We start from the raw sequence: 6,712 nt of genomic DNA, 5'->3' as shown, positions 1-6,712 counted from the left end.
CGGTGGTACGGGCCGGGGCGGCGCGGGGGCGGGCGCGGGCGGGCGCGGGGCCGCCGGGGTGACGGGGCGCGGGGCGGGCCCGCAGCCCAGGACGATGATGGCGGAGCCGGCAACGCCGCGGGCGCCGACCCGCAGGCAGCCGGGCCGGTGATCGATCTCCGCGGCGGCCTCGTCGCCGACGCCGACGCCGCCGGTCTCGACGCGGATGCGGCCGTGACGGGGAACGCCTCGCGGCGGGACGGCCGTGCCGCCGCGCCCGGCAACGCCGTTCGGACCGGGCTCGTCATCGATGGTGACGGAGCCCGGGCGGATGCGCGGGAGGCCGCGCAGGGCCTCGGCCGGCGGCCGGGGCGCGGGGTGCTCCCCGCCGGCCCGGACAGGCCCGCCGGGACCGGGGTCGTCCCCGGGGAAGGGCCCGGCCCCGGTCGTCGCCAGCACGGCCGCGAAGGCCACGATCCCCGCGCGCCCGGCGCGCACCCATCCGCTCACGGGGAGATCCTCGCGGCCGTCCGGCCCTCAACTGCCGCACCAGGGGGTCAATCCCATCGAAGGGGTGAAGAACTGTGAGTTTTGTGTGCGGGATTCACCCCGCAAGGAGGACGAACAGGCCACACGGCGACCTGCCGTAGGCCGCGCGTCCGCCCTGCCGCCGTTCCGGGCCGCCTCACAGGTCCGTGAAGTCACCGTGCCGGCCGGCTCCGGCGGCGAAGCGGGCGGCGCCCTCGACGGCCCCGGTCAGCGACTCGCTGCCGTACGCGAACTCGGCCGCCATCGCCCGCTCTTCGGCCAAGCCCTCCTGATCGAGCACGGAGGCGCGGTCCCCGCGCAGGCAGCCCTGGGGGAACCGGGCGATCTCCCCGGCCAGTTGCTCCGCGGCGGCGCGGGCCGTTCCGGTGGGGACCACGCGGTTCGCGAGCCCGATCGCGTACGCCTCGGCGGCGGGCACCGGGCGGCCCGTCAGCACCAGGTCCATCGCGCGGCTCGTTCCGATCAGCCGGGGCAGGCGGACGGTGCCGCCGTCGATCAGCGGGACGCCCCAGCGGCGGCAGAACACCCCGAAGACGGCGTCCTCCTCGGCCACCCGCAGGTCGCACCAGAGCGCCAGTTCCAGGCCTCCCGCGACCGCGTGCCCGCTGACCGCCGCGACGACGGGTTTGGACAACCGCAGCCGCGTGGGGCCCATCGGGCCGTCCCCGCCGGCCTCGACCCGGTTGCCGCGCTCGCCGCCGAAGGCCTTCAGGTCCGCCCCGGCGCAGAAGGTGCCGCCCTCGCCCCACAGCACCGCGACGAGGGCGCTCTCGTCCGCTTCGAACGCCCGGAAGGCGTCGGCCAGTGCGGCGGCGGTCGGCCCGTCCACGGCGTTGCGGGCCTCCGGGCGGGACAGCACGACGGTGGTGACCGGCCCGCGGCGCTCCGTACGCACCGGGGCGGCCGGGCCGGTCACAGCGCCTCTTTGAGCAGGGCGCGGTCCAGGACCGGGCCGAGGTCCGTGCCCGGCGGCAGGGTGCCGAAGGCGTTGCCCCAGTCGGCGCCCAGGCGGGAGGCGCAGAAGGCGTCCGCGACGGCGGGCGTGCTGTGGCGTACGAGCAGGCTGCCCTGCAGGACGAGCGTCAGCTGCTCGGCCAGGCGGCGGGCGAGGAGCTGGGCGCGGGCGGGGTCGGAGAGCTCGCCGAGGAGGTCGCGCAGGCGCGCGACGGCCGCGTCGAGCCGGGCGTCCGCGCCGGCCGCCTCGCCGACCTCCGCGAAGTAGGCGTCCAGGGCGGCCGGTTCCTTCGTCAGGGCCCGCAGGACGTCGAGCGCGGCGACGTTGCCCGAGCCCTCCCAGATGGACAGCAGCGGGGCCTCCCGGTACAGCCGCGGCATGCCGGACTCCTCGACGTAGCCGTTGCCGCCCAGGCACTCCAGCGCCTCCGCAGCGTGGGCGCTGCCGCGCTTGCAGACCCAGTACTTGCCGGCGGCGAGGGCGAGCCGGCGCAGGGCGGCCTCGGCGGCGTCGCCCGCCTCGGAGCGGTCGAGCGCGGCCGCGAGCCGCATCGCGAGCGCGGTGGCGGCCTCCGACTCCACGGCGAGGTCGGCCAGGACGTTGCGCATCAGGGGCTGGTCGATCAGGTCGGCGCCGAACGCCTTGCGGTGCGCGGCGTGGTGCAGGGCCTGACGGAGCCCGGCCCGCATGCCGGCCGCGGAGCCGATGACGCAGTCGAGCCGGGTCATGTTCACCATCTCGACGATCGTGCGCACGCCGCGCCCCGGCTCGCCGACCGGCCAGGCCACGGCCTGCTCGTACTCGATCTCGGCCGAGGCGTTGGAGCGGTTGCCGAGCTTGTCCTTGAGCCGCTGCAGGCGCAGGGCGTTGCGGGTGCCGTCGGGCAGTACGCGCGGCATGAGGAAGCAGGTCAGGCCCTCGGGGGCCTGGGCGAGGACGAGGAAGACGTCGCTCATGGGCGCGGAGGTGAACCACTTGTGACCGGTGATCACGTAGGTGCCGTCGCCCGCGGGCACGGCCGTGGTGGTGTTGGCGCGCACGTCGGAGCCGCCCTGCTTCTCCGTCATCGACATGCCGGCGATCAGGCCCTGCTTGCCGAGCGGGGGGCGCAGCCCGTAGTCGTACGTGCGGGAGGCCAGCAGCGGCTCGTAGGCGGCGGCCAGTGCGGGCTGGGCGCGCAGGGCCGGGACGGCGGCGTACGTCATCGAGACGGGGCAGCCGTGACCGGGCTCGGCCTGGGCCCATACGTAGAACTTCGCGGCGCGCACCAGGTGGGCGCCGGGGCGGGCCTCGGTCCAGGGGGCGGCGTGCTGGCCGCTCTCCACGGCGGCGGCCATCAGCCGGTGCCAGGACGGGTGGAACTCGACCTCGTCGACGCGGTGGCCGTAGCGGTCGTGCGTGCGCAGCACCGGGGGGTACGCCTCGGCCGTGCGAGCCCAGTCCTGCACCTCCTGCGATCCGGCCCGCGCACCGAGCTCGCGGACCCCGGCCTCCCCCCACGCGCCGCCGTCGCGGCGCAGCGCCTCCAGCAGGGCGGGGTCGTCGGCGGTGGTGTAGCCGGTCAGGGGCGGGGCCTGGTTGAACACGTCGTGCGTGGCGCTCATGGCGACCTCCGGGCGGGCCGTTCGGCAGGGCGTGGGACGTCGGGTGGTATTACAGTTTCATGATGCGTGATGAAGGACTGTAATGGATAGGGTGGGCCCGGACATGGACGACACCGTTGCTGCTTCTCCCGACGCTCTTGCCGACGTCCTTCCCGGCGTTCCCGCCGCGCCTGCCCTGCGGCCCCTGACCGCGCGCTCGGTCGTGCTCTCCACCCTCCTCGGGCACCACCCGCCCGCGCTCCCCGTGCGCGCCCTCGTGCGCGTGGGAGAGCTGTTCGGGACCGCGGAGGGAACGGTGCGCACGGCCCTGACCCGGATGGTCGCCGCCGGCGACCTGGAGCAGCACGACGGCACGTACCGGCTCACCGAGCGGCTCCTCGCCCGCCAGGCCCGGCAGGACGACAGCCGCGCGCCCCGCACCCGGCCGTGGGACGGCGGCTGGGAGATCGCCGTGGTCACCCCGGAACGCCGCAGCGCGTCCGACCGGGCGGCGCTGCGCCAGGCCATGGCCGCGCTCCGGCTCGGCGAGCTCCGCGAGGGCTGCTGGATGCGTCCCGCCAACCTCCTGCGGGAGCGGCCTGCGGTGGTCACCGCCCAGTGCACGCTGCTGGCGGGCGCGCCGGAGGGCGACCCGGCGCGGCTCGCGGCGGCCCTGTGGGACCTGGACGGCTGGGCCTCGCGCGCCCGCTTCCTGGACTCCGCGCTCCGCGAGGACCGCACGGCGGCCCTCGCGGAGCGCTTCACCGTCTCGGCCGCCGTCCTGCGGCACCTGCTGTCGGACCCGGTCCTGCCGGAGGAGCTGCTGCCGCAGGACTGGCCCGGGGCGCAACTGCGGCGCCGCTACGAGGCGTTCGACCGCGACTTCCGGGCCCTGCTGCGGCGCCGCATCGGCATCTGAGACGCGGCGCCGCCCGTAGCCTCGGTCCGGTCAGCCCCGCGGCAGCACCGCGGAGAGCACCTGCGGCAGCGGGTACCAGTCCGCGGTGGCGAAGCTCGCGTGGGCCTTGGCCATGAGGGCGAGGCGCTCGCGGGCCTGGGCCTCGGTGGGGCGGGTGCCGTCGATGACCGGGGCCACCTTGTGGGCGTCCGTCATGACGAGGAGGTAGTGCCGGTCGTCGTACCAGCCCGTGTCGATGCCGCCCGCCGTGTACGTGGCGGCGTCGCCGTCGAAGACGACGAACCAGGGGCGCAGGGAGGCGTCGGCGTAGCGGGTGCGGGGGTCGCCGGGGGCGGCGCCGTGGACGGCGGGGAAGGCGGCGGCCCGACGGAGCCGGCCGGCTGCCGCCAGGTCGCGCAGGTGCTGGGCGTACTCCCGGTCGGTCCACAGCCGGTCGACGGGGTTGCCCTCCTCCACGGTGCCGGGGATCAGCTCCACGAGGAACTTGCCGGCCATCGCGGAGCGCGCGGGCCAGCCGCCGGCCCGGGCGGCCTCCTCCAGGGTGGCGTGGCCGCCCGCGAGGTCGGCGGGGCGGTAGAGGGCGTCGCCGAGCTTCTCCGTGAACAGGGCGTCGAGTTCGGCGGGGCCGCGGCCGCTGTCGGCGTTGAAGCCGTCCTTCATCTCGACCTTGAGCAGGACGGGGCGGTGCCCGGGGTGGGCGTCGTGCCAGGCGCGGATGTCGGCGAGGCAGCCGGACAGCGGCTGGTTGCGGGCCCCGGTGCGCAGCTTCGCCGGAGACGTGGCGCCCTCGCAGTTGTTGACGTTGCGCAGGGGGCTGGAGTGCGAGACGCGGAAGGAGCGCCCGCCGAAGCCGTTGGTCCAGACGTCGAGTTCGAGCAGGGACGCGCCGGAGTCCAGGGCGTCCGCGAAGTAGGGGTACTTGGCGTCCTCGTAGGCGTTGTGGACGCCGACGGAGGTCGTCGCCGAGTACGCCGGGCCTTCGGCCGCCCCGGCCGGAGCGGACGCGACGGCCGTGACCGCCGTCAGTGCCGCGGTCACGGCCGTCGTCAGTGCCGTGCGTATCGCTCTTCTTCTCATGTCCCCCGCTGCTCTCGCTCAAGTGTGCTGATATGAACGGGCAGTAGGGTACGTCACCGGCGGGCGGGTCCCGGGCGGCCGCCGCGGGTCACGGCCCGTCGTACGGCGTGCGGGCCACCTCCGGCGTCTCCGTGTCGAGCGGGACGGACCCGGAGCGGACCAGGCCGAGCTGGACGCCCTGGCGGGGCAGGACCGCGTCGAGGAGCCAGTCGGCGGCGACGCGGATGCGGTTGCCGGGCATCGCCGCCAGGTGATAGCCGCGGGTGACGGCACTGGCCAGGGGGCCGGAGAGCGGGATGTGCAGCGGGTCGGCCGCGGCCTGGACGCCGCCTAGGTCGACGGTGAAGCCCAGGTCGCGGTGGCGGTAGGGGCGGCGCTCGCCGCGCCCGTAGGACGCGGCGATGTTGCGGGCGGCGGTCCGGCCCTGCCGCTGGGCGTGCTGGGCGGTCATCGGGGTGTACTCGCCGGGCCGGGCGAGGTCGGGCACGGCCGCGGCGTCGCCGCAGGCAAAGACCTCCGGGTGCCCGGGGACGGCCAGGTACTCGTCCACGCACAGCCGCCCCCGCTCGGTGGGCAGGCCGAGGCCGGCGACCAGCGGGTCCGGGCGGACCCCGACGCACCACACGAGGGAGCGCGTCGGGACGAACTCCCCGTCGTCCAGGTGCACGCCCTCGCGGGTGGCCTCCTTGACGGAGGTGCCCGTACGGATCTCCACGCCGCGGCGGCGCAGCACCCGGTCGGCGGTGCGCGAGAGGCGCTCGTCCAGCTCGGGCAGGACGCGCGGGGCGAGGTCCAGGAGCACCCAGCGGGGGCGGGCGCCGGCCTCGCGCAGGGCGCTGTTGCGGCGCACCAGCGAGTCGGTGAACAGCACGCCGTGGGCGGCCACTTCGGTGCCGGTGTACCCCGCTCCGACGACCACGAAGGTCAGCCGGGCGGTGCGCGCGTCCGCGTCGCGCGCGGCGGCCGCGAGCTCGGTCTGGCGCACGACGTGGTCGCGCAGGTAGAGGGCCTCGGGCAGGCCGCGGAAGCCGTGGGCGCGCTCGGCGACGCCGGGCACGGGCAGCAGCTTGTTGACGCTGCCCACGGTCAGCAGCAGCCGGTCGTACTCCAAGGTGCCCCGGTTGCCCTCGGGGTCGGCGTACCCGATGCTCCGGCCGTCGAGGTCGACGGTGTCGACCTGGCCGAGGACGAGCCGGACCCGCGGCAGGGTCCCGGTCAGCGACACCGACACCCTGCGCGGCTCGAGGACGCCGGCCGCGACCTCGGGGAGGAGGGGCAGGTAGAGGAAGTAGTCGTGGGGGTTGACGAGCACGATCTCGGCGGCGCCGCGCGCCGTGCGGGACAGCTCGCGGGCGGCCTGGTAGCCGGCGAATCCGGCTCCGACGACGACGATGCGGGCTCGGGTGCTCACTGACGGCTCCTGTGGTCCGGTCTGCCGGGCAAGGGGGCGGGTCGGGCAGGGGTACGGGTGCGGGATACGCATGCGGAGGAACGGCACTCCTCCGGTTAACCGGCCCGGCTGAGGTCCAAACGGAGGGCCGGTGCCGGGAACCGGACACATCTGCAAGTCGCCTATTCCGGTCGTATACAGAACTGCACGATTGTGCAGTGGTTCGTGGCGTGACGCTCCCGGGCGCGGCCCGCCGGGCA

At 75.9% G+C, this 6,712-nt stretch carries 5 protein-coding genes and 1 pseudogene; 1 reads left to right on the top strand and 5 read right to left on the bottom strand.

Annotated features, from left to right (window positions below):
• The 3 genes and pseudogenes from ACSNOG_RS19005 to ACSNOG_RS18995 form a co-directional block, all read right to left on the bottom strand.
• A pseudogene (locus ACSNOG_RS19005) lies at positions 1 to 489 on the bottom strand (hypothetical protein); the annotation flags it as partial.
• Positions 490 to 664: 175 nt separating this feature from the next.
• Positions 665 to 1,444 (bottom strand): crotonase/enoyl-CoA hydratase family protein, encoded by a 780-nt coding sequence (locus tag ACSNOG_RS19000; RefSeq protein ID WP_436753846.1) that lies wholly within the window; start codon positions 1,442 to 1,444, stop codon positions 665 to 667.
• Positions 1,441 to 3,087 carry an acyl-CoA dehydrogenase family protein gene (locus tag ACSNOG_RS18995; protein WP_436753845.1) on the bottom strand — a complete coding sequence of 549 codons (1,647 nt, stop codon included), beginning with the start codon at positions 3,085 to 3,087 and terminating at the stop codon, positions 1,441 to 1,443. Before ACSNOG_RS18995 ends, ACSNOG_RS19000 begins: the two co-directional genes overlap by 4 nt.
• A 103-nt stretch (positions 3,088 to 3,190) precedes the next feature.
• Here ACSNOG_RS18995 and ACSNOG_RS18990 point away from each other — a divergent pair, with 103 nt between their 5' ends.
• The gene (locus ACSNOG_RS18990; protein ID WP_436753844.1) at positions 3,191 to 3,985 is read left to right on the top strand and encodes a PaaX family transcriptional regulator C-terminal domain-containing protein; all 795 of its coding nucleotides are present in this window, start codon (positions 3,191 to 3,193) and stop codon (positions 3,983 to 3,985) included.
• A gap of 30 nt (positions 3,986 to 4,015) precedes the next feature.
• Here ACSNOG_RS18990 and ACSNOG_RS18985 read toward each other — a convergent pair whose 3' ends face one another.
• Entirely contained in the window at positions 4,016 to 5,062 is a 1,047-nt protein-coding gene (locus ACSNOG_RS18985; protein ID WP_436753843.1) for a phosphatidylinositol-specific phospholipase C domain-containing protein, read from the bottom strand.
• An 88-nt stretch (positions 5,063 to 5,150) separates the two neighbouring features.
• A complete protein-coding gene (locus tag ACSNOG_RS18980; RefSeq protein ID WP_436753842.1) occupies positions 5,151 to 6,473 on the bottom strand; it encodes an NAD(P)/FAD-dependent oxidoreductase in 1,323 nt (440 codons plus the stop codon).
• Positions 6,474 to 6,712 lie beyond the last annotated feature (239 nt).

Origin of the sequence: Streptomyces sp. URMC 124, assembly GCF_051386455.1 — a bacterium.
Classification (GTDB): Bacteria; Actinomycetota; Actinomycetes; order Streptomycetales; family Streptomycetaceae; genus Streptomyces.
The sequence above is the reverse complement of the archived record's forward strand: the minus strand, read 5'-3'. Positions and strand labels throughout refer to the sequence as shown.

What these genes read in the sequence shown, in the direction of transcription:
- ACSNOG_RS18990 (WP_436753844.1), top strand. Translation starts at nt 3,191, where the DNA reads ATGGACGACACCGTTGCTGCTTCTCCCGACGCTCTTGCCGACGTCCTT.
- ACSNOG_RS18985 (WP_436753843.1), bottom strand. Translation starts at nt 5,062, where the DNA reads ATGAGAAGAAGAGCGATACGCACGGCACTGACGACGGCCGTGACCGCG.
- ACSNOG_RS18995 (WP_436753845.1), bottom strand. Translation starts at nt 3,087, where the DNA reads ATGAGCGCCACGCACGACGTGTTCAACCAGGCCCCGCCCCTGACCGGC.